Source organism: Streptomyces sp. AM6-12 (assembly GCF_044327085.1).
GTDB lineage: Bacteria > Actinomycetota > Actinomycetes > Streptomycetales > Streptomycetaceae > Streptomyces.
Genome location: NZ_JBIQWN010000001.1, coordinates 2,965,139 through 2,984,754 on the forward strand (window position 1 = coordinate 2,965,139; position 19,616 = coordinate 2,984,754).

Consider the following 19,616-nt stretch of genomic DNA (forward strand, 5'->3'; position numbering starts at 1 on the left):
TGCCGCAACGGACCCATCCGCTCCGGGGCTCCGATCGGCCAAGCCGCGCCGTTCAGTGACTCGTTTTCGGCCGTTTCACTCGCAAAGAGCACCCGTTCGGCGCAGCGCAGTTCATCCCGTCTGCCCCGGCTGCTGCCAGCTCTGGAGCACCCACTTGAACTGCTTGCCGGTCCCCGGCCAGTCGGCGGCGGGTCCGGACATGTAGATGGCGTACTCGGTGCCCTCGCGCGAGAAGTACGTCTCCTCGATCGCGTGCCGCGGGCCCGCCACGTGCGGCGGGTCCTTCTTCAGCGCGTCCCAGGTGTACTCCCACAGCGAGCCGCTGCGGTCGCGGTAGATGTTCTGCTTGAGGGTCACCCGCTGGTAGCCGACCAGCCGTTGGAGCTGCTGTTCCAGGTCCTTCTGGTGTTCGTAGGCGTCGACGAAGTCCGGCGAGCTGTCGATGGAGATGCGGACGAAGTGCTTGCCGCCGTCGGGGGTGTAGTCGATCTGTTTCAGCGGGCCGTTGATGCCGTAGACCTGGCGCTTCCAGCCCTTGGGCAGGGAGATGCTGAAGCCCAGCGGGTCGTGGTGGGTCTCCCAGCTGGCGGGCACCGTGCCGGTGTCCTGGTCGCCCGGGCTCGCCGAGGAGGCCGGGCCGGGGGTCGTACCGTGCGCCGCGCTGCCGTGCCGCGAGCTGTTCCACTCCTGGAAGCCCACCGCGGCGCCACCGCCGAGCACGGCCGCGACGGCGACGACGAGCGCGAGGGTGCGCAGCTTGCGCCGGGGGCGGACCGGCCGCCCGCCGCCGTGCCCGTCCGGCACGGGGCCCACGGCCGTGGACCCGACGGCCGACGGACCGGCCGGGTGCGGGCCGCCCGGCTGCGTGCCGGCCACGGCCGGGCCCGTCGTGGACGGGCCGTTCAGGGCGTGGCCGTTCGGGGCCTGGCCGTGCAGAGCGTGGCCGTTCGGGGCCTGGCCGTTCGTCGTCTGACCCTGCGTGCCGTAGCCGCCGCCGTCCCCCGGACCGTGCAGGCCGGAGGTCTGGGTCGGCACGTACGCCTGCGCGGCGCTCGGCCGGCGGCCCTCCGCGGCCTCGGCGAGCATCTGCTCGGCCTCCTCCGCGCTCGGCCGCCGCTCCGGCTCCTTGCGCAGCAGCGCGGAGATGACCGGGCCGAGCGGCCCGGCGTTGCCCGGCTGTTCGGCGTCCTCCTCGACGACCGCCTGCATGGTGCTCAGCGGCGAGGTGCGGCGGAACGGCGAACGCCCCTCCACCGCCGTGTACAGCGTCGCCCCGAGCGCCCACAGGTCGGAGGCGGGGCCGGGGTCGTGGCCGCGCACCCGCTCGGGCGCGAGGTAGTCGACCGAGCCGACGACCTCTCCGGTGCGGGTGATGGTGGAGTCGCCCTCGATCTGGGCGATGCCGAAGTCGGTGAGCAGCACCCGCCCGTCGCGGCCGAGGAGAACGTTGCCAGGCTTCACATCGCGGTGCAGCACACCGGCGGAGTGTGCGGCGCGCAGCGCCCGCAGCACCCACAGCCCGATCCGCGCGGCCTCCCGCGGCTCGATGCGCCCCTGCTCCTTGACCGCGTCGGCCAGCGAGTTGCCCTCGACCAGTTCCATCACGATCCACGGGCGGCCGTCGTGGTCGAGGACGTCGTGCACGGTGACGACCGCGGAGTGGTTGATGCGCGCCGCGGCCCGCGCCTCCGCACGGGTGCGGGCGAGCAGCACGGCCTGGTCGCTGTCGGAGACGTAGAGCGCGGCGGTCAACTCCTTGACCGCGACCGCCCGGTGCAGCACCTCGTCGTGGGCGCGCCACACCCGGCCCATGCCGCCGCTGCCGATGGATTCGGCAAGCCGGTAGCGGCCCGCTATGAGCAGGCCCTGCATCTGATTCACGTTGCCCCGCAATGCTTTTGTCAGGGGTCAGACTAAGGACCGGCCCGTTCGCAGGGAACAAGCGGGGTCCCAAGGAAACCGCACTGTGACGATGGTCATTTCCGCGTGAGAACGGGAACCGGCGCGCCGGGCCGGAGCCGTTGTGTACGCCGTGCTCAACCGGTGTAGCGGTACGTCGCGGTAGCTTCCTCGTACAGCCGGGTCACCTCGTCCCGGTCGGCGTCCGGGCCGCGGACCTGGAGGATGTGGTAGCGCCCGTCGAGCAGGATCGCCATGTTGCGTACGAAAAGGTCGCGGCCCTGCCCGTCGGCCCAGGTGAACTGTCCCTCGGCCATGGTCCGTCCGCCCACCTCGATGGTACGCAGCCCGGTGGCGGTGGCCCAGCTGGAGTCGCGGTACGGCTGGAGCTCGCGCTCCTTGTCCCGCTGATAGGCCATCGGATCGCCGCCGTACGCCGCCGAGCCGTCTCTTCCGGGTACGACCAGAAGCTCGAAGTCGCCGTGGGAGTAGACGATTTCACCGCTGCCGTTCTTCGGGGTGCGCGTCCAGCCCTTGGCGACGGCGATGTCGAAGCCCTCGGGATCCTTGCGCAGGGCGAAGCCGGCGGGGACGGAGGAAGTGCCGCCCGCCTGGGTGTCGGTGACGGAGGGACCCTGCCCGGAACCGGAGGGGGCGGGGCTCGCCGGGCCGGCCGAAGGGGTCGTACCGGCCCCGCCCTGCGCGTGGTGCGCGTGCTGCTTCGGCATGAAGAGCATCGCGTACGCGACCACGCCGGCCAGCAGCAGGAGGATCAGCACCAGCAGCAGCCGGCCCAGGCGGTGCGGCGAACTCCCCTCCTGGCGGTCCCGCTTGTGGCGGGCGTGCTCGGGCAGCCGGGCGCGACGTCGCCGCACCAGCTCGCCCCGGCGCCGGACGATGGGCAGCCGCCGGGGATCGGGCGGTACCGGCACCACATGGGTGCCGGCCTCCGGCTCGGGCGCGGACCGCACCAGCGAGCGCAGCCAGCCGCCCAGTTCCTCGAAGTCCGGCCGCTCGGTGGGGTCCTGGCGCAGCAGGGACTCCACCACCGGGCGCAGCGGCCCGCACTCCTCGGCGTACGCGGGCGGCTCCGCGCACACCAACTGCACCAGTTCGGCGCTGGATTCCTCCGGATAGGGCGCGTGTCCCTGCACGGCCCGGAACAGCAGCGCGCCCAGCGCCCACAGATCGGTGGCGGGTCCGACCGGCGCCGCGAGCTGCCAGTTCTCGTGCACGGGCCCGGCCTGTTCCGGCGCCCACCGCTCGGTCACCGGCCCCACCAGGGCCATCCGCGCCTGCCGCGCCCGCTCGGCGGCGAGCGCCCCGGCGGGCCACCGCGCACCGGCACCGGGCCCCGCCTCGTCCCAGCGGGCCTGCGCCTGCGGCGGTACGGCGGCCATCGCGGCCGGGGATTCGTGCCGCGCGGGTTCGAGACCGTGCGGGCCGGGGGCCGGCGTCCTGTGTGCCGCGCGGGCGTCGTGCGGCCCGTGTGCCTCAGGGGCGGGACGACCGGGGTACGGCGCCGACCGCGCCGTACCCTCGCCTTCGCTCCCGCTCCGGTGGACCGCGCCGGCGCCCGTGTCGCCCTCCGTGGGCCGCCGGGCGCCGGGCAGCGCGGCGCGTTCGCCCCGCTGGGCCTCCTGCACCCGCGCGGCGGCACGGGCCCCCGCCCGGTACGCCGCGATCGCCCCGGCCCGCGCGGCACGGATGTCGGCACCGCTCTCCAGCGCCCGCTGCCCCGCCGTACCGGGCGCCTCGGGGATGCCGGACACCCCGTTCGGCCCCGGAACTCCGGGGGTACCCCCAGCCCCTGGGACTCCCGGCGCACCCGGCATCCCGGGCGCCGTCGGCCCGCCCGCCGCCCGTGCCTGAATGGCGGCCCGCCGTGCGGCCTCGGGGTCCAGGGCGCCGGGGTCCACGGCGTCGGGCACAACGATGTCATCGCGCCGCCCGGCACCCACCGCGGCCTCACCGGCGCTCCCCGCACCGGGCGCGAAGCCGGGCGCCGCCGCGTCCTCCTCAGCCTCCGGCACCGGGTCGTATCCGCACAGCGCCTCCTCCGCGGCACCGGCGGCCAGGCCGGTCAGCATGACGCGGCCGTCGTCGCAGACGAGGACCGTGCGGGCGGTGACATTGCGGTGGACCCAGCCGTGGGCGTGCAGGACGCGCAGGGCCATGAGGACGTCGGAGGCGACCTCGGCGGCGCGGTAGGGCGTGAGGGGGCGCTCGGCGAGCAGCGCGGACAGCGGGCGGGCGGCGACCCACTCGCTGACGATCCACAGCGAGCCGCCCTCGGCGAAGACGTCGAAGACCTGGTCGAGACGCGGATGGTCGGGGATGCGGGCCGCCGCCTGCGCGGCCTCCACGGCGCGCCGCACCGCGGGCTCTGCAGGCCGGCGTGTCGCGGCCCGCGCGGCCGGTACGGAACGCGGCGCGCGTCCGTGCGCGGTGAACCCGTCGGGCAGCCCGTCCGCGTCGAGCACCTCGGCCTCGACGACCTCGGGCAGCGGCACCTGACGGACCAGCACCTCCTGGCCGCTGTAGGTGTCGAAGGCGCGGGTGACGGTCGGTTCGTACGCGTCGGACGGCGGCAGCGGCAGGCGGTAGCGGTCGGCCAGCACCCGGCCCGCGTACTCGTCCATTGCGCCTGCCCTCCCCCGGCCGCCCGGTCTGGTCACATCCGTTCGTCTCGTGGCCCGTTTCGGGGCCGCATCCGGCTCCGTACGGTCCTCAACCATTCACGATACGTGCCGGAGGCAACCCGCACCGCGCGGTTGCCCGATTCCGGCGCGGGGAACCGCCCTGGGGCGCCTAGGACTTGGGCTTGAAGGACGCCGTCAGCGTCTGCCAGGTGTCCTTGCGCGGATCGCCGTCCCAGTCGGCGGCCTTGGCGGTGTACATCAGCGCGTACCCGAGGTGGCCGTTCACCACGAAGCCGCGGTCGATGGTGCGGTACTGGGTGCCGCCGTCGACGTAGGTGAACTCCCAGTCGGCCGTGTTCCAGCCCCGGTAGTCCGCCTTCTCAATCCTGATCCGGTGGTACTGGGGGCGCACCATGTAGTGCTCCTGGTTCTTCCAGTCCGCCACCGGGTCGTCCTTGGGCGTGCCGGTCCAGGCCACCAGCAGCTTCTGCCCGCCGGGGCCGGTGTAACGGTCACCGGCCGATCCGTGCGACTGGTACGACCATCCCTTCGGCAGCCCGATCGAGTACCCCTGGCCGCTCGTGCGGGTGGAGACGGCCGGCGCGCTCGCGCTGACGTCCTTGCCGGTGGCGGCCCCGGACCCGGTGCCCGTGGCGGTCGGGGCCGAACTCCCGCCGTCCGTACGGGTTCCGCCGGTCGTGCCCTTGGTCCGTCCCGCCCCGGTGGACGCGTTCGGGGTGGCCGTGGTCCGGGCGGCGCCCTTGTCGTCCTTGCCGCCGCCGCTGAGGGCGACGGCCAGCACGGTGCCGATCACCGCGAGGGCCACCACCACGGCCACGACCACCAGCGTGCGCTTGGGCACCACGTCCGTGAGCGAGGCCTTCGGCGCCGGCCGCGGCGGCAGGTCCAGATCCGGCGGGGGCATCACGGGCCAGCCCGAACCCGCCTTCGCGGGACCGGAGTCGCCCGCCTTGCTGCCGGCGGGCTTTCCGGCGGAGGCAGGCCCGGCGGCCGTGCCCGGCGCCTTGGCGGAGCCGCCGGAAGCCGGCGCCGGCCCGCCGTTCTTCGGCCGCGCCGAGCCCGCCGCGGCACCGGTGGCGGCGCCCGATCCGGCCCCGGCCGCCCCCGCCGCCTTGCGCACCGAACGCAGCGCGCCGCGCAGCTTCTCCGCGGCCTCCTCGCTCCGCTTGCCCTCGCCGTCGCCCGGCCGCCCCGGCAGCGGTACGACACGGGTGGCGTCCAGCGGCTCCGGCTCGCGCGCGTGGATGACCTTGTCGAGCAGGGCCCGCGCCCCGGCGTCGTCGAGCCGCTCGGCCGGGTCCTTGGTGAGCAGGCCGTAGATGACGTCCCGCAGCGGGCCCGCGTTCTTGGGCTCGTCCAGCTGCTCGGTCATCACCGCGGTGAGCGTGGCGATCGCCGAGCCCTTGTCGTACGGCGGCACGCCCTCGACCGCCGCGTACAGCAGGCCGCCGAGCGACCACAGGTCGGCCGCGGGGCCCGGCTTGTGGCCGCGGGCGCGCTCCGGGGAGATGTAGGAGGGGGCGCCGACGAGCATGCCGGTCGAGGTGATGGACGGGTCACCCTCGACCTGCGCGATGCCGAAGTCGGTGAGGACGACACGGCCGTCGTCGGCGATGAGCACGTTGGACGGCTTCACGTCCCGGTGCAGGATGCCCTGGCGGTGGGCGGAGCGCAGCACGTCGAGGACGGCGAGGCCCACCTCGGCGGCGCGCCTGGGTTCCAGCACGCCGTCCTCGCGGATGACCTCGGCGAGGGACTTGCCCTCCACCAGCTCCATGACGATCCAGGGCCGGTCGTCCTCGTCGACCACGTCGAAGACCGTCACCGCGCTGTTGTTGCGGATCCGGGCGATCGCCTTGGCCTCGCGCAGGGTGCGCGTGATCAGGCGCCGCTTCTCCTCCTCGTCGATGTTCGACGGGAACCGCAGCTCCTTGACGGCGACGGTACGGCCGAGGGTCTCGTCCTCGGCACGCCAGACCGTGCCCATGCCGCCGCGGCCCAGCACGTCTCCCAGCCGGTACCGCCCCGCGAGGAGACGCCGTCCGCTCTTGTCCTGCCGAGTCTCCTGACGAGATGTCCCCGCCCGCTCCGCCTCCGACATGCGTCCCCTCATGCAACCCGCCCTGACAGAGCCTCCATTGTCTCTCACCCGGCGAGTGCTCCACGCCCTGGGGCCCTCACCGGGGCCCGCCCCCACCCACCGCGAACCTCCCCGAAGCCCCCCGTCCGCCCGGCGTCATGACGGCCCGTGAGACCCCGGCGACCCGTGGTGCCGACCCTTCGGTCACACCAGGTCAAACCGCTGCGCCGAAGCCCGGTCGGCGCCCCTCTCAGCCGAGCGGCACGATGTCCGGCGCGCCCAGCCGCGCCGCGTCCGCCGTCTGGTCGTCGGGCTGGAGTTGGGACTCGCGTTCGGCCTCGACCCGCTTCTCGTAGTGTTCGACCTCGCGTTCGATCTGGTCCTTGTCCCAGCCGAGGACCGGCGCCATCAGCTCGGCGGCCTCGCGGGCGCTGCGGGTGCCGCGGTCGAAGGTCTCGATGGATATGCGGGTGCGCCGGGTGAGGACGTCGTCCAGGTGGCGGGCGCCCTCGTGCGAGGCGGCGTAGACGACCTCGGCGCGCAGATAGTCGTCGGCGGCGCGCAGCGGTTCGCCGAGCGCGGGGTCCGCCTCGACGAGTTCGAAGATCTCCTCGGCCATCGAGCCGTACCGGTTCAGCAGGTGTTCCACCCGGACCGTGTGCAGTCCGGTGCGGGCCGCCGTGCGGGCCCGTGCGTTCCACAGCGCCTGGTAGCCCTCAGCGCCGAGCAGCGGGGTCTCCTCGGTGACGCAGTCGGCGACGCGCCGGTCCAGGCCGTGCACCGCCTCGTCGACGGCGTCCTTGGCCATCACCCGGTAGGTGGTGTACTTGCCGCCCGCCACGACCACCAGTCCGGGCGCCGGGTGGGCCACGGTGTGCTCGCGGGAGAGCTTGCTGGTGGCGTCGGACTCGCCGGCCAGCAGCGGCCGCAGCCCCGCGTACACCCCCTGCACGTCGTCGCGGCGCAGCGGCACGGCCAGCACCGAGTTGACGTGTTCCAGCAGGTAGTCGATGTCGGCGCTGGAGGCGGCCGGGTGCGCCTTGTCGAGGTCCCAGTCGGTGTCGGTGGTGCCGACGATCCAGTGCCGGCCCCAGGGGATGACGAACAGGACGGACTTCTCGGTGCGCAGGATCAGGCCGCTGGTGGAGTGGATGCGGTCCTTGGGCACGACGAGGTGGATGCCCTTGGAAGCGCGGACGTGGAACTGGCCGCGCTCGCCCACCATGGCCTGCGTGTCGTCGGTCCACACCCCGGTGGCGTTGACGATCTGCTGGGCGCGCACCTCGTACTCCCCGCCGCCCTCGACGTCCTGCACGCGGGCGCCGACGACCCGCTCGCCCTCGCGGATGAACCCGGTGACGCGCGCCCGGTTGGCCACCTTCGCGCCGTACGACGCCGCCGTGCGCACCAGGGTGGCGACGAAGCGGGCGTCGTCCACCTGGGCGTCGTAGTACTGGAGGGCGCCGACCAGGGCGTCCTTGCGCAGGCAGGGGGCGACGCGCAGGGCCTGACCGCGGCTCAGATGGCGGTGCACGGGCAGGCCCCGGCCGTGGCCGCGGGCCATGGACATCGCGTCGTACAGCGCGACGCCCGAGCCCGCGTACAGCCGCTCCCAGCCGCGGTGCTGCAACGGGTAGAGGAACGGCACCGGTTTGACCAGGTGCGGGGCGAGCCGCTCCAGGAGCAGGCCGCGCTCCTTCAGCGCCTCGCGGACGAGCGCGAAGTCGAGCATCTCCAGATAGCGCAGTCCGCCGTGGATGAGCTTGCTGGAGCGGCTGGAGGTGCCGGACGCCCAGTCGCGGGCCTCGACCAGGCCGGTGGACAGTCCGCGGGTGACGGCGTCCAGCGCGGTGCCCGCGCCGACCACTCCGCCGCCGATCACCAGTACGTCCAGCTCGCGCTCGGCCATCGCCGCCAGTGCCTCGGCACGCTGCACCGGTCCCAGAGTCGCTGTCCTCACCGCTGCCTCCCGCTGTCGCTGACTCGCTCGCGTCGGCCGCACCCGGAGGGCGAGGCCCGGTTCACCACCACCTCATGCCCAAATTCTGACCGGCTTGCCGGACTTCAGCCACCACGGGCCCGCGGCCTGTGGACAACCCGCGCACATCCCACGGGAGACACACGAACAGAATCCCACATAACGGTCATATTTACTCCTAGTGTGACAGTGCGCTCGCTCTTGCTGTCCACAGCGCTTGCGCATCCGTTCCGCTTCGGTTATTGGGAAGGACGGCCCACGCCATGCCCGCAGACCTCGCCGTCATCGGACTCGGCCCCTTCGGTTTGCCGCTGGCCCAGGCCGCGGTGGCCGCCGGCATCGCCACCCTCGGCTACGCCACCGGACCCGAGGCGGGGCCGCTGAGCCCCGCCGAGCTGCGCCGGATGCACGCCTCCGGGTTCCGGCGCGCCACCGACCCGGCCCAGCTCGGCCGGGTGCGTACGGCGGTGATCTGCGTGCCCACCCCCCGCGGCGCCGACGGCGGCGTGGACCTCGGCCAGGTCGAGGCCGCCGCCCGCACCCTGGCCGGATGGCTGCGCCCGAACACCACGGTCATCCTGGAGTCGCCCGTACTGCCGGGGACCACCGAGGACTTCCTGTGCCCCCTCCTGGAAGAGGGCTCCGGACTGCGCGCGGGCCGGGACTTCCATCTCGCCTACTCCCCCAGCCGGGTCGATCCCGGCAACCGCGCGCACACCCCGGCCGGCACCCCCAAGGTCATCGGCGGCCTCACCCCCGCCTGCACCGAGTCGGCCGCCGCCTTCTACGGACGGCTCACCGACAAGGTGGTCCGCGCGCGCGGGCTGCGCGAGGCGGAGGCGGTGCAGCTCCTGGAGACCAACTTCCGGCACGTCAACATCGCGCTGGTCAACGAGATGGCCGTGCTCTGCCACGAACTCGGCGTCGACCTGTGGGACGTCATCCGCTGCGCCGAGACCAAGCCGTTCGGCTTCCAGGCGTTCCGGCCGGGTCCCGGCGTCGGCGGCCACGCCGTCCCGCAGGACCTCACCGGCCAGGCGAGCCGCGGCCTGCGCATGGTGGAACTCGCCCAGCAGGTCAACAGCCGCATGCCCGCGTACGTGGTGCAGCGCGCCGCGGCGCTGCTGAACGAGCACGGCAAGTCCGCGCGGGGCGCGCGTGTGCTGCTGCTCGGCGTGACCTACAAGGCGGACCTCCCCGACCAGGAGGGCGCCCCGGCACGGGAGATCGCCGGGCGCCTGATGGAACTCGGCGCCTCCGTGAGCTACCACGACCCCTATGCGCCCGCGTGGAACGTCCTGGACCGCCCGGTCCCGCGCGTCGACTCCCTCTACGAGGCCGCCGCCGCCGCCGATCTGACGATCCTGCTCCAGCAGCACCGCACCTACGACCTCCAGGGCCTGTCGGTGAAGGCCCAACTCCTCCTGGACACCAGGGGAGCGACCCCCACGGGGGCGGCGCACCGGCTGTGAGGCGCGCCTGGTCCGAAACCCCCGTACCGGATCACGATAGGAAAACAAGCCGGGCGTCGTCGGCGCCGCCTGTTAATCTCCCCCGGACTTACCGCACACAGGTGCGAGCGAGTCTTCCGTTTCCACCGCATCCAGTTGTGCCACCACGGGGGGATTCCTGTCATGAGCCAGTCAGCACCGCCGCCACAGCAGCCGCAGCCCGGCCCGGTCGCCGCCAACCCGTACGCCAACCCGTATGCCCAGCAGGCGCCGGCCGGCCTGCCGTACCCGCCGCAGCCGGGCGCTCCCGGCGGCATGCCGATGGCCCCGGCCGCGCCCGCGCCGGTCCGCGACAACCCGGCCCTCGGCCTGATCGCCGCGGTGGTCGCCGCCGTGGTCGCGGCCGGTCTCTACGGCCTCATCATCGGCGCCACCAAGCACGAGATCGGCTACGCGGCCGTGGGCGTCGGCTTCGTCACCGGCCTCGCGGCGGGCAAGGCGGGCGGCCGCAGTGCCGTCCTGCCGGTCGCCTCCGTGGTGCTGGCGCTGGTCTCGGTCTACTTCGGCCAGCTGGTGGGCGAGGCCATGATCGGCGCCAAGGAGACCGGCCTGAGCTTCTCCCAGGTCTTCTTCGACCACTTCGACGTGGTCCAGAAGGCGTGGAAGCAGGACGCCGATCCGCTGACCTTCCTGTTCTTCGCGATCGCCGGTTTCGCCGCGTTCTCGGCGGCCAAGAAGGCCGCCCAGTAGCCACCGCCTTCCGCTCCGCCCGCCGACGACACCGATTCGTCGTACAACCGTTCGCACTCTCCGCCGGTCTTCTGTGCCGCGGCCCTGATCCGGAACAACGGGTTTCCCCGGGCTGACGCAGGACGAAGGGACGGATGTATGCGCGGAGTTCGGAGACTGGCCGCGCTGGCCACCGCCACGGCCGTGTCGGTGGGCGCGGTGGTCCTGGGCGCGGGAGGTCCCGCCGGTGCCGTCACGAACGCCAAGGCGCCTGCGACCGGCAAGAAGGCCGACTTCAACGGGGACGGCTACGGTGACCTGGCCATCTCGGGGAACGGCTACGTCACCGTGATGTACGGGACGAAGACGGGTCTCACCGCCTCCCGGCACCAGGTGCTGGCCGCCGGATCGGGCTCCACCGGCGCGGGGGCGTACTCCGCCTTCGGCGACTCGATGGCGACCGGGGACCTGGACGGCGACGGCTACGACGACCTGGTCGTGGGCTTCGATAGCGCCGGGGCGTCGATCATCTGGGGCGGCCCCATGGGGCTGTCCGGCCGCACGCCCCTGTCGTTCACGCCGAAGGCCGGCCCCAGCCCGATGGTTGTGGCCGACTTCGACGGCGACGGGAAGGACGACCTCGTCGCCGCCACGAGCACGAGCCTCGGCTACACGCAGACCGAACTGTTCCGTGGCCCCTTCGGCCGGGACGGCACGAACGCCTCGACGAGCCTCGTGCTCTCCGGGATCACGCCCGACAGTCTGGCGGCCGGGGACGTCAACGGCGACCACGTGCCCGACCTGCTCTCCGTGGGCAGACGCGGCGGAGCCGCCGACGCCTCCCTGGTACTGGGCTCGAAACAGGGCTTCGGGCCCGCCAAGTACTTCTCCACCAAGGTCAACTCCGGGAGCATCGCGGACGTCGACGGCGACGGCTACGGGGACGTCGTCCTCGGTGCCGGCCTCGAGGGCTACCAGCCCAAGGGCGTCGTGGGCGGTTCGATCGTCGTCCAGTACGGCGGCAAGGACGGCGTGAGCACCACCCGCAAGCCGGTCCGCATCAGCCAGGACACCCCCGGTGTGCCCGGCGCCGGCGAGAAGTACGACCGGTTCGGCTACGACCTGGCCACCGGCGACGTGAACGGCGACGGCTACGCCGACGTGGCGGTCGGCGTGATGCAGGAGAGCATCTCGGGCATCAGCACGACCGGCGCGGTGACCGTGCTGCGCGGGTCGGCCAAGGGGCTGACCGGGACCGGTGCCGTGTCCCTGGACCAGAACACCGCCGGGGTGCCCGGCGCCAACGAGCCGTACGACATGTTCGGCTCGCAGGTCTTGCTGGTCGACATGAACGGCGACGGACGCAGCGAGCTGGCCACCGGTACGGATCACGAGAACGGCACCGAGGGCAACGTCTGGTACTTCAACTCGGGCAGCAAGGGCCTGACGACGAGCGGGGTCGTCTCCATCGGCCCCAAGGCGGTCGGCCTCACCGCCAAGTACCGCTACTTCGCCCGCTGGATGGCCGGCTGACCGAGACGGTCCACGGCGTGGCGGAGGGGCCCGGCCACCGCATCGGTGACCGGGCCCCTCCGCGTCGTACAAAGGCTCGTACCAGGCCCTCGTGCCGTCGGGTCAGCGCTTGTGCTGGCTGTCCGCGACCGTCACCTCGACCCGCTGGAACTCCTTGAGCTCGCTGTAGCCGGTGGTGGACATGGCGCGGCGCAGGGCGCCGAAGAGGTTCATCGAGCCGTCCGGGGTGTGGGACGGGCCGGTGAGGACCTCCTCGATGGTGCCGACGGTGCCGAGGTCGACCTTCTTGCCGCGCGGCAGCTCCTCGTTGACCGCCTCCATGCCCCAGTGGTGGCCCTTGCCGGGCGCGTCCGTGGCGCGGGCCAGCGGGGAGCCCATCATCACCGCGTCCGCGCCGCAGGCGATCGCCTTGGGCAGGTCGCCGGACCAGCCGACACCGCCGTCCGCGATCACGTGCACATAGCGGCCGCCGGACTCGTCCATGTAGTCGCGGCGGGCCGCGGCCACGTCGGCGACGGCGGTGGCCATCGGGACCTGGATGCCCAGCACATTGCGCGTGGTGTGCGCGGCGCCGCCGCCGAAGCCGACCAGGACGCCGGCCGCGCCGGTGCGCATCAGGTGCAGCGCGGCGGTGTAGGTGGCGCAGCCGCCGACGATCACCGGGACGTCCAGCTCGTAGATGAACTGCTTCAGGTTCAGCGGTTCGTGCGAGGACGAGACGTGCTCCGCGGAGACCGTCGTACCGCGGATGACGAAGATGTCGACGCCCGCGTCCACGACCGCCTTGGAGAACTGGGCGGTGCGCTGCGGGGAGAGCGCGGCGGCCGTGACCACACCGGAGTCGCGCACCTCCTTGATGCGGGCGCCGATCAGCTCCTCCTTGATGGGCGCCGCGTAGATCTCCTGGAGGCGGCGGGTGGCGCGCTCGGCCGGCAGCTCGGTGATCTCGTCCAGCAGCGGCTGCGGGTCCTCGTACCGCGTCCACAGGCCCTCGAGGTTGAGCACGCCGAGGCCGCCCAGCTCGCCGATGCGGATCGCGGTGGCCGGGGAGACCACGGAGTCCATGGGAGCCGCCAGGAAGGGCAGCTCGAAGCGGTAGGCGTCGATCTGCCAGGCGATCGAGACCTCCTTCGGGTCCCGCGTACGGCGGCTGGGGACGACGGCGATGTCGTCGAAGGCGTACGCCCGGCGGCCGCGCTTGCCGCGCCCGATCTCGATCTCAGTCACGTCTGTGGCCTTTCCTGTTGCGTTTCAGCGCCTTCCAGTATCGCCGACGGGTACGACAAAGGCGGCCCCGGATGTTCCGGGACCGCCTTTGCGGCGCTCTGGCGGCTACTTGGCGCTGTAGTTCGGCGCCTCGACCGTCATCTGGATGTCGTGCGGGTGGCTCTCCTTGAGGCCCGCCGAGGTGATCCGCACGAAGCGGCCCTTGGACTCCATCTCCTCGATGGTGGCGGCGCCCACGTAGCCCATGGTCTGGCGCAGACCGCCGACCAGCTGGTGCAGCACGTTGGCGAGCGGGCCGCGGTAGGGCACCTGGCCCTCGACGCCCTCGGGCACCAGCTTGTCGTCGGAGGCCACCTCGGCCTGGAAGTAGCGGTCCTTCGAGTACGACCGGCCCTGGCCACGGGACTGCATGGCGCCCAGCGAGCCCATGCCGCGGTACGACTTGAACTGCTTGCCGTTGATGAACAGCAGCTCGCCCGGCGACTCCTCGCAGCCGGCCAGGAGGCTGCCCAGCATCACCGTGTCGGCGCCGGCCGCGAGGGCCTTGCCGATGTCGCCGGAGTACTGGAGGCCGCCGTCGCCGATCAGCGGGATGCCCGCCGGACGGGCGGCGCGGGACGCCTCGTAGATAGCCGTGACCTGCGGGACACCGATGCCGGCGACCACACGGGTGGTGCAGATCGAGCCCGGTCCGACACCGACCTTGATGCCGTCGACACCGGCGTCGATGAGCGCCTGGGCGCCGTCGCGGGTGGCGACATTGCCGCCGATCACGTCTACGTTGACGCTGGACTTGATCTTGGCCATCCAGCTGAGGGCGTTGCTGTTGTGGCCGTGCGAGGTGTCGACCACCAGGAAGTCCGCGCCGGCCTCGGCGAGCGCCTGGGCGCGCTCCAGCGCCTCCGGGCTCGCGCCGACGGCGGCACCGACGAGCAGCCGGCCCTCGGCGTCCTTGGCGGCGTTCGGGTACTGCTCCGCCTTGACGAAGTCCTTGACGGTGATCAGGCCCTTGAGGACGCCCGCGTCGTCGACCAGCGGCAGCTTCTCGATCTTGTGCTTGCGCAGCAGCTGCATGGCCTCGGGGCCGGAGATGCCGACCTTGCCGGTGACCAGCGGCATGGGGGTCATGACCTCGTGCACCTGGCGCGTGCGGTCGCTCTCGAAGGCCATGTCACGGTTGGTGACGATGCCGAGCAGCCGGCCGACCGGGTCGGTGACCGGGACACCGCTGATGCGGAACTTGGCGCACAGGGCGTCGGCCTCGGCGAGGGTGGCCTCCGGGTGCACCGTGATCGGGTCGGTGACCATGCCGGACTCGGACCGCTTCACCAGGTCGACCTGGTTGACCTGGTCCTCGACGGAGAGGTTGCGGTGCAGGACGCCGACGCCGCCCAGCCGGGCCATGGCGATCGCCATGCGCGACTCGGTGACCTTGTCCATCGCCGCCGACAGCAGCGGGATGTTCACCCGGACGTTGCGGGAGATGCGGGACGAGGTGTCGACCGCGTTGGGGAGCACCTCGGAGGCCCCCGGCAGCAGCAGCACGTCGTCGTAGGTCAGCCCGAGTGTCGCGAATTTTCCGGGCACTCCGTCGACGTTGGCAGTCATGACACCTTCCCCAAATGGCCTTGCTCGGTGCGGATGTCCATGCTAACGGGAAGCGCGGCCCCCGAATTCCACGACAGAAGATCACCTTCTGCTTCGTATGTTCATACGGACGTTCATACGGAGTTTGCGGGAATGCCCTACGACGAAGCCGCTACTGCTCGGCCAGCGCCCGCAGCCGGCTCAGCGCCCGGTGCTGGGCGACCCGGACCGCTCCGGGTGACATTCCCAACATCTGTCCGGTTTCCTCCGCCGTGAGGCCCACCGCGATGCGCAGCAGCAGCAGTTCGCGCTGGTTCTCGGGGAGGTTGGCCAGCAGTTTCTTGGCCCACTCGGCGTCGCTGCTGAGCAGGGCGCGCTCCTCGGGGCCGAGCGAGTCGTCCGGCCGCTCGGGCATCTCGTCGGAGGGCACGGCGGTCGAACCCGGATGGCGCATCGCGGCGCGCTGGAGGTCGGCGACCTTGTGGGAGGCGATGGCGAAGACGAACGCCTCGAAGGGGCGGCCGGTGTCCCGGTAGCGGGGCAGCGCGAGCAGGACGGCGACACAGACCTCCTGGGCGAGGTCCTCCACGAAGTGGCGCGCGTCGCCGGGCAGCCGCGAAAGCCGGGTGCGGCAGTAGCGCAGCGCCAGCGGGTGGACGTGCGCGAGCAGATCGTGCGTGGCCTGCTCGTCGCCCTCGACGGCACGAAGCACAAGGGCACCGATCGCCCCGTGGGCCGTGCCCGCCTCGTCGTCGCGCATCGGTCCATGGTGCCCTGCGGCCGTCCGGTCCGTCGCATCGTGCTGATGGTTGTGCACCGAAGCGTTATGAGCAGGTGCGCCGGCACTCATCCCCTGCGCCCTCCCCTTCCGCTCGACCGACTCGTCCCCGAGAGACTCCACACCCCCAAGGATGCGGCATGCGCGCCGAAACGAGCAGCGCCCGTCCGGTGGGCCGCCTCGCACGCCGCCGCACGGCGCGTCCCGGCGGAGCGTACGCGGTGCCTTCCGGCCGGCTCCGGCCTGCCGGGAGACCGCCGGCACGTGCACCGGGGTGCGGTAACGCCGGTGCGGGAGCCGCCAGGGGTACGACGCGGACGGCACCGCCGGGAGCGGGGCACGCCCCGTAGACCGGAGGCCGCCGCGCCGGCCGGAGGTCGCCGCAGCGACCGGGGGTGCCGCGGTCGGCGGGGTTCGGGGGTTTGCCGCGGATCCGCTCGCCAAGCGGGCGAGGATGCCGGGCACCAGGGCACCTTCACGGCGGTCCCGGAGGACTGCTCCGAAGGGGCCGCTCCTGGAGCCGCCGCGCACGGGCAGCTCCGCGGGACCTGCCCGGCCCCGCGCGGTTGGCGCGCGGGGCCGCCGGGTCCTACCTGACCAGGCCCCAGCGGAAGCCGAGGGCCACCGCGTGGGCACGGTCCGAGGCGCCGAGCTTCTTGAACAGGCGCCGGGCGTGGGTCTTGACGGTGTCCTCGGAGAGGAACAGCTCACGGCCGATCTCGGCGTTCGAGCGGCCGTGGCTCATGCCCTCCAGGACCTGGATCTCGCGCGCGGTGAGCGTGGGCGCGGCGCCCATCTCGGCCGAGCGCAGCCGGCGCGGGGCGAGCCGCCAGGTCGGGTCGGCGAGGGCCTGCGTCACCGTGGCCCGCAGTTCGGCGCGCGAGGCGTCCTTGTGCAGATAGCCGCGGGCACCGGCGGCGACCGCGAGGGCCACGCCGTCCAGGTCCTCGGCGACGGTGAGCATGATGATGCGCGCGCCGGGATCGGCGGACAGCAATCGGCGCACCGTCTCGACGCCGCCCAGGCCGGGCATGCGGACATCCATCAGGATGAGGTCGGAGCGGTCGGCGCCCCAGCGGCGGAGGACTTCCTCGCCGTTGGCCGCCGTCGTCACACGCTCTACACCGGGCACGGTCGCGACCGCGCGGCGGAGCGCTTCTCGGGCAAGCGGGGAGTCGTCGCAGACGAGGACGGATGTCATGACCGCCCTCCGCAGCTGATGCGCGTCACCTTGAGCCTCCAGGCTGGTACGGAATCTCACCTGTGCGGTCGACCGTCTCGGACGCCTGCCCGAGCTCTTGTGTTTTCAACCGCCTCCGCACTCTCAACGACGGTCACTCGAAAGAGTTACGGGGCTGCACACCGTCATCGGCACTCTACGTGAGGGCACCGACACGGTGCAGACATGCCCAACGGACTCTCAACTTTTCATCACAACCCATGCCCCATTCAGATGCTTTTCTTCCCGTTTCGCGGTGTTCGGGGCTAGATTCGCAATGAGTCATATTTACATCTCCTTAGACCGGAGATGTACGGTCGTTGGCACCGTATCCGCCCAGAACGGCTACAAGGGGTCACGTAATGGCAGATTTCTCCCGCCTTCCAGGACCGAACGCGGACCTGTGGGACTGGCAGCTGCTGGCTGCCTGCCGCGGGGTGGACAGCTCGCTTTTCTTCCACCCGGAGGGCGAGCGCGGGGCGGCACGGAGCGCTCGCGAGAACTCGGCCAAGGAGGTCTGCATGAGGTGCCCGGTCCGCGCGGAGTGCGCGGCACACGCGCTCGCCGTGCGCGAGCCGTACGGCGTCTGGGGCGGACTGACCGAGGACGAGCGCGAGGAGCTGATGGGGCGGGCACGCAACCGTCTGGTGACGGCCTCGACCTCCGGCGGCGACAACGCCGAGAGTCACTGAAGGAACGTTTCTTCATCCCACCCGCGGCGCCGCGCCCACGACGCCGCATCCGCGGTAGCGCGTCCGCGGGCGGCTTCTTCAGTGGGCTTCGTCGCGGCGCGGTGTCACACCGCGCGCCCGGCCGCCCGCGCCAGCTGTTCCAGCGTCGCCGCCACCGCGGGCACCTGTGCCAGGTCGGGCAGGGTGAGCGCGACGATCTCCCGCCGCACCGCCGGCTCCAGCCGGACCGTGCGCACCCCCCGCGGCCGTACCGACTCCACCGCGAGCTGCGGCAGCACGGCCACGCCCAGACCCGCGCCCACCAGGCCGGCGACCGCCGGATAGTCGTCGGTGGCGAAGTCGATGCGCGGCGCGAACCCGGCGCCCTGGCAGACCTCCACCAGCTGGCCGCGGCAGCGCGGGCAGCCCGCGATCCAGGGTTCCTCGGCCAGTTCCCCGATGGCGACGCTCTCCGCGCGCCCGAGCCGGTGCCGCTCGGGCACCAGGGCCACCAGGCGGTCGGTCAGCAGGGGACGTACGACCAGGTCGTCCCAGTCCTCGGTGACCGCCGCGCCCTCGTAGCGGAAGGCCAGGGCGAGATCGCAGTCGCCCTCGCGCAGGAGTTCGACGGAGCGCGGCGGCTCGGCCTCCTCCAAGGAGACGCGGGTGCCGGGATGGGCGGCACGCAGGGCGGCCAGGGCGCTCGGGACCAGGGTGGAGCTGCCGCTCGGGAAGGAGACGAGGCGGACCCGGCCGGCCCGCAGACCCGCGATGGCGGCGACCTCCTCCTCCGCGGCGGTGAGCCCGGCGAGGATGCCGGAGGCGTGCCGGACCAGGGCCTCGCCGGCCTGGGTCAGCCGCATCTCGCGGCCCGCGCGGATCAGCAGCGGGGTGCCGACCGAGGTCTCCAGGGCCTTCATCTGCTGGCTGACGGCGGGCTGGGTGCAGCCCAGTTCGCGCCCGGCCGCCGAGAAGGAGCCGGTGGCGGCGACGGCGCGCAGGACACGGAGATGACGGGCCTCGATCACCCCTCAAGCATAAGGCCTCCTTGGGGCCGGCGCCCGAAATCGGCTCGACGCTTTGAGTGACGATCCCGTACGGTGCGGGCATGAAGCTTCTCTCCGTCAATGTGGGGCAGGCACGCCCGGTGCCGTACACCAGCCAGCCAGAGGGCCTGACGGGCATCGACAAGAGGCCGGTCGAGGGGCCCGTCCGGGTGTCCGCGCCGGGTCCGAAGGGGACCGCCGGGAGCGGGCTGGCCGGGGACGCGGTGTGCGACCTGCGCCATCACGGCGGCGACGACCAGGCGGTGTACGCGTTCGCGCGCGAGGACCTGGACGAGTGGGAGCGCGAGCTGGGCCGCACCCTGGCCAACGGCTGTTTCGGGGAGAACATCACGACCGCCGGGCTCGACGTCTCGGAAGCGCTGATCGGCGAGCGCTGGCGGATCGGTCCTGCGGTGGTGCTCCAGGTGACCGCGGGCCGTATCCCGTGCCGCACCTTCCAGGGCCATCTGGGCGAACCGGGCTGGGTCCGCAGGTTCACCCGGAAGGGCGCCACGGGCGCCTACCTCCGGGTGATCGAACCCGGCGAGATACGCGCGGGCGACCGCGTCGAGATCCTGCACCGGCCCGGCCACGGGGTGACCGCGGCGATGGAGTTCCGCGCGACCACCACCGAGCGGGAACTGCTGCCGCACCTGCTCGCCGCGGGCGAGGACCTGCACCCGGAGGCACTGGCCGCGGCCCGCGCGCACGTCGCCGCGCAGACCCGCTGAGGCCCCGTCGCCGCCTGGCGGACA

At 72.8% G+C, this 19,616-nt stretch carries 14 protein-coding genes; 5 read left to right on the forward strand and 9 right to left on the reverse strand.

The features are described 5' to 3' along the window. Nucleotides 1-111: 111 nt before the first annotated feature. The 4 genes from ACE4Q9_RS13220 to ACE4Q9_RS13235 form a co-directional block, all read right to left on the reverse strand. Nucleotides 112-1,872: a serine/threonine-protein kinase gene (locus ACE4Q9_RS13220; RefSeq protein ID WP_397984445.1), complete on the reverse strand. Its 1,761-nt coding sequence runs from the start codon at nucleotides 1,870-1,872 to the stop codon at nucleotides 112-114. 164 nt (nucleotides 1,873-2,036) lie between these two features. Beyond that, nucleotides 2,037-4,541: a protein kinase gene (locus ACE4Q9_RS13225; protein WP_397984446.1), complete on the reverse strand. Its 2,505-nt coding sequence runs from the start codon at nucleotides 4,539-4,541 to the stop codon at nucleotides 2,037-2,039. A gap of 169 nt (nucleotides 4,542-4,710) precedes the next feature. Beyond that, nucleotides 4,711-6,663, reverse strand: coding sequence for a protein kinase (locus tag ACE4Q9_RS13230; RefSeq protein WP_397984447.1), 1,953 nt, complete (start codon nucleotides 6,661-6,663; stop codon nucleotides 4,711-4,713). Between the two features lie 229 nt (nucleotides 6,664-6,892). After that, nucleotides 6,893-8,602 (reverse strand): glycerol-3-phosphate dehydrogenase/oxidase, encoded by a 1,710-nt coding sequence (locus tag ACE4Q9_RS13235; RefSeq protein WP_397984448.1) that lies wholly within the window; start codon nucleotides 8,600-8,602, stop codon nucleotides 6,893-6,895. 281 nt (nucleotides 8,603-8,883) lie between these two features. Between ACE4Q9_RS13235 and ACE4Q9_RS13240 the strand changes: the two genes are divergently transcribed. From ACE4Q9_RS13240 to ACE4Q9_RS13250, 3 genes are all read left to right on the forward strand, one after another. After that, nucleotides 8,884-10,092 (forward strand): nucleotide sugar dehydrogenase, encoded by a 1,209-nt coding sequence (locus ACE4Q9_RS13240; protein WP_397984449.1) that lies wholly within the window; start codon nucleotides 8,884-8,886, stop codon nucleotides 10,090-10,092. Between the two features lie 162 nt (nucleotides 10,093-10,254). After that, nucleotides 10,255-10,821: a hypothetical protein gene (locus tag ACE4Q9_RS13245; RefSeq protein ID WP_397984450.1), complete on the forward strand. Its 567-nt coding sequence runs from the start codon at nucleotides 10,255-10,257 to the stop codon at nucleotides 10,819-10,821. 138 nt (nucleotides 10,822-10,959) lie between these two features. Further along, nucleotides 10,960-12,333: an FG-GAP and VCBS repeat-containing protein gene (locus ACE4Q9_RS13250; RefSeq protein WP_397984452.1), complete on the forward strand. Its 1,374-nt coding sequence runs from the start codon at nucleotides 10,960-10,962 to the stop codon at nucleotides 12,331-12,333. A gap of 102 nt (nucleotides 12,334-12,435) precedes the next feature. Here the strand turns inward: ACE4Q9_RS13250 and ACE4Q9_RS13255 are convergent, their stop codons facing one another. The 4 genes from ACE4Q9_RS13255 to ACE4Q9_RS13270 form a co-directional block, all read right to left on the reverse strand. Beyond that, nucleotides 12,436-13,560, reverse strand: a complete 1,125-nt coding sequence (locus ACE4Q9_RS13255) for a GuaB3 family IMP dehydrogenase-related protein (RefSeq protein WP_037657642.1) — start codon at nucleotides 13,558-13,560, stop codon at nucleotides 12,436-12,438. 105 nt (nucleotides 13,561-13,665) lie between these two features. Then, nucleotides 13,666-15,168, reverse strand: a complete 1,503-nt coding sequence (gene guaB, locus ACE4Q9_RS13260) for an IMP dehydrogenase (RefSeq protein WP_397984454.1) — start codon at nucleotides 15,166-15,168, stop codon at nucleotides 13,666-13,668. 151 nt (nucleotides 15,169-15,319) lie between these two features. Continuing rightward, on the reverse strand, nucleotides 15,320-15,907 hold the full coding sequence (locus ACE4Q9_RS13265) for a sigma-70 family RNA polymerase sigma factor (protein WP_397984455.1): 588 nt from the start codon (nucleotides 15,905-15,907) through the stop codon (nucleotides 15,320-15,322). A gap of 607 nt (nucleotides 15,908-16,514) precedes the next feature. Beyond that, nucleotides 16,515-17,126 carry a response regulator transcription factor gene (locus tag ACE4Q9_RS13270; RefSeq protein WP_003948568.1) on the reverse strand — a complete coding sequence of 204 codons (612 nt, stop codon included), beginning with the start codon at nucleotides 17,124-17,126 and terminating at the stop codon, nucleotides 16,515-16,517. A 380-nt stretch (nucleotides 17,127-17,506) separates the two neighbouring features. Between ACE4Q9_RS13270 and ACE4Q9_RS13275 the strand changes: the two genes are divergently transcribed. Next, complete coding sequence (locus ACE4Q9_RS13275) at nucleotides 17,507-17,836, forward strand: WhiB family transcriptional regulator (protein ID WP_397984456.1); 330 nt, start codon at nucleotides 17,507-17,509, stop codon at nucleotides 17,834-17,836. A gap of 104 nt (nucleotides 17,837-17,940) precedes the next feature. Here ACE4Q9_RS13275 and ACE4Q9_RS13280 read toward each other — a convergent pair whose 3' ends face one another. Further along, entirely contained in the window at nucleotides 17,941-18,843 is a 903-nt protein-coding gene (locus ACE4Q9_RS13280; protein WP_397984457.1) for a LysR family transcriptional regulator, read from the reverse strand. A gap of 80 nt (nucleotides 18,844-18,923) precedes the next feature. Here ACE4Q9_RS13280 and ACE4Q9_RS13285 point away from each other — a divergent pair, with 80 nt between their 5' ends. Beyond that, a complete protein-coding gene (locus ACE4Q9_RS13285; RefSeq protein WP_397984458.1) occupies nucleotides 18,924-19,592 on the forward strand; it encodes an MOSC domain-containing protein in 669 nt (222 codons plus the stop codon). The last annotated feature ends 24 nt before the right edge of the window (nucleotides 19,593-19,616 follow it).

Bases quoted from the DNA above. Each gene is read 5' to 3' on its own strand.
- ACE4Q9_RS13220 (WP_397984445.1), bottom strand. From the start codon at position 1,872: ATGCAGGGCCTGCTCATAGCGGGCCGCTACCGGCTTGCCGAATCCATC.
- ACE4Q9_RS13225 (WP_397984446.1), bottom strand. From the start codon at position 4,541: ATGGACGAGTACGCGGGCCGGGTGCTGGCCGACCGCTACCGCCTGCCG.
- ACE4Q9_RS13230 (WP_397984447.1), bottom strand. From the start codon at position 6,663: ATGTCGGAGGCGGAGCGGGCGGGGACATCTCGTCAGGAGACTCGGCAG.
- ACE4Q9_RS13240 (WP_397984449.1), top strand. From the start codon at position 8,884: ATGCCCGCAGACCTCGCCGTCATCGGACTCGGCCCCTTCGGTTTGCCG.
- ACE4Q9_RS13245 (WP_397984450.1), top strand. From the start codon at position 10,255: ATGAGCCAGTCAGCACCGCCGCCACAGCAGCCGCAGCCCGGCCCGGTC.
- ACE4Q9_RS13250 (WP_397984452.1), top strand. From the start codon at position 10,960: ATGCGCGGAGTTCGGAGACTGGCCGCGCTGGCCACCGCCACGGCCGTG.
- guaB (WP_397984454.1), bottom strand. From the start codon at position 15,168: ATGACTGCCAACGTCGACGGAGTGCCCGGAAAATTCGCGACACTCGGG.
- ACE4Q9_RS13265 (WP_397984455.1), bottom strand. From the start codon at position 15,907: ATGCGCGACGACGAGGCGGGCACGGCCCACGGGGCGATCGGTGCCCTT.
- ACE4Q9_RS13270 (WP_003948568.1), bottom strand. From the start codon at position 17,126: ATGACATCCGTCCTCGTCTGCGACGACTCCCCGCTTGCCCGAGAAGCG.
- ACE4Q9_RS13275 (WP_397984456.1), top strand. From the start codon at position 17,507: ATGGCAGATTTCTCCCGCCTTCCAGGACCGAACGCGGACCTGTGGGAC.
- ACE4Q9_RS13285 (WP_397984458.1), top strand. From the start codon at position 18,924: ATGAAGCTTCTCTCCGTCAATGTGGGGCAGGCACGCCCGGTGCCGTAC.